This window comes from Clostridium sp., assembly GCF_032552055.1.
Taxonomy (GTDB): Bacteria; Bacillota; Clostridia; order Clostridiales; family Clostridiaceae; genus Clostridium.
The window spans coordinates 1-1,949 of record NZ_JAWGSV010000379.1 but is presented as its reverse complement, the minus strand read 5'-3'; the positions used below and the strand labels follow the sequence as shown (position 1 = coordinate 1,949).

Sequence of the window (1,949 nt, the reverse complement as noted above, 5' to 3'; positions counted from 1 at the left end):
TGCAAAGACAATCAAATTCGCCTTCTTTAACCTTTTGTGATATAACTGCTGCTGCAGCTACTCCACCTATAACTAAAGCTAGACCTAATAAAGCCTTTCCACTCTTCTTCATATAATTTCCCCCTTATTTTTATAAAGTCCTTATACCATCCTTTATATGCTAATTATAACACCTTTTGATACAGTTTTATCTACATTTATTTTATAAAAAACATAAAAAAAGATATAGGATAAATACATAGTATACTTATTAACCTATATCTATAATTCTATTATTTAACTACATCACTCTGCCCTATATAATTTGAAATCTTTTCAAACTTAAAATGTACATAGCTACAGAAAAATAATTCTGTATCTCTTCTTCGTCTAGTCCTTTAAAGGCCATAAGCTCATCCCATAGTAGGCTACTTCCTTCTACATGGAAAAAACCTGACTCAATATCTACTCCAATAAAGATTTCTGTTCCTATATATATATCATCCTGCTTTTCATATAAACAACAGCCTTCATCTCTATTTTCAATAATGAAAGTAAGTATCTTAGGTGACTGTCCCTCTGATAATTTATTTGCATATACTATATTCTTTAGAATATTACTTTTTACAATTTCTTTTGCCTTTTTATCATTTAGCTCTCTTAAAATATATCTTTCCTTTATATATTTAACAAGCTCTTCACCAGTCCTTCTATTCGAAACTAATATATTTTTATATTCTTTCCAAATTTCCTTCCACTCAATAACCTTTTCAGGAGTAGCTTCTTCCATTAACATATTTTCACCTCTAATTAAATTTCTCAATAATCCATATATTATTCTAACAAAGAAAAACTTATTTTACAATATTATACAAATCAATTAACATTCTTCTAACCTATTCAATAAAATTAACTTCACTAAATTACCTCTCCCTTCTTCTATATAAATTCTAAAGTATATTTATTTCTATATGATATAATCAAAATATAAATGTATTATGGAGATGATAATATGGAAAATAAAATAGAACAATTAACTCAAATACTTAAAGAAAGTAATAACATAGTATTCTTTGGTGGTGCAGGAGTTAGCACCGAAAGTGGGATTCCTGACTTTAGAAGCTCTAATGGATTATTTAACGAAAAGCTTAATATAACTTTTACTCCTGAGCAATTAGTTTCTCATAGCTTTTACATTAGATACCCTAAAGAATTCTTTAACTTTTATAAAGCTAAACTAATATATCCTGAAGCTAAACCAAATAATGCTCATATTGCTTTAGCTAAGCTTGAAAAAATGGGAAAACTTAAAGCTGTTATAACTCAAAATATAGATGGTCTTCATCAAGCAGCTGGTTCTAAAAATGTCTTTGAACTTCATGGATCAGTTTTAAGAAATTATTGCGTTAACTGCAATGCCTTCTATGACGAAAAGTTTATATTAGAATCTGAAGATATACCTACTTGTACTAAATGTGGTGGAAGAGTTAAACCTGATGTGGTTCTTTATGAGGAAGGTTTAGATGATGCTACTATTATGGGGTCAGTTCAAGCTATTGCTAAAGCTGATACTTTAATAATTGGAGGAACCTCTTTAGTGGTTTATCCTGCTGCAGGACTTATTGATTATTTCAGAGGGAAAAATATTATCCTAATAAATAAGACTTCAACTTCAGCTGATAATAAAGCCAATTTAGTAATTAATGATTCTATAGGAAAGGTCTTAGGAAAGGCTGTAGAAAACTTATAAAAAAAATGCTGTCACTACCATATTTACTGTGACAGCATTTTATAACCCCTACAACTTATTTCTAATTTTTTTCTTATTCTAACCTTTTATCTATTCTATTTCGTATTTTTTCCATACGCTTGTCCAAGGATGCACTAATTTCTGAGCACTCAAGTAATTCTTTACTTATTATTTCTATTTCTTCTGGATTAATATTTTTCTTATATCTTAATTTATGTTC

2 protein-coding genes are annotated in these 1,949 nt (G+C 28.6%); one reads left to right on the top strand and one right to left on the bottom strand.

Annotated features, from left to right (window positions below; genetic code table 11):
* Positions 1-295 precede the first annotated feature (295 nt).
* Positions 296-775: a hypothetical protein gene (locus E6248_RS15725; protein ID WP_316341708.1), complete on the bottom strand. Its 480-nt coding sequence runs from the start codon at positions 773-775 to the stop codon at positions 296-298.
* A gap of 216 nt (positions 776-991) precedes the next feature.
* On the opposite strand from E6248_RS15725, the gene E6248_RS15720 reads away from it, so the two are divergent.
* Positions 992-1,729 (top strand): NAD-dependent protein deacylase, encoded by a 738-nt coding sequence (locus E6248_RS15720; RefSeq protein ID WP_316341707.1) that lies wholly within the window; start codon positions 992-994, stop codon positions 1,727-1,729.
* The last annotated feature ends 220 nt before the right edge of the window (positions 1,730-1,949 follow it).

Coding starts and splice junctions, on each gene's coding strand:
- E6248_RS15720 (WP_316341707.1), top strand. CDS start 992: ATGGAAAATAAAATAGAACAATTAACTCAAATACTTAAAGAAAGTAAT.
- E6248_RS15725 (WP_316341708.1), bottom strand. CDS start 775: ATGTTAATGGAAGAAGCTACTCCTGAAAAGGTTATTGAGTGGAAGGAA.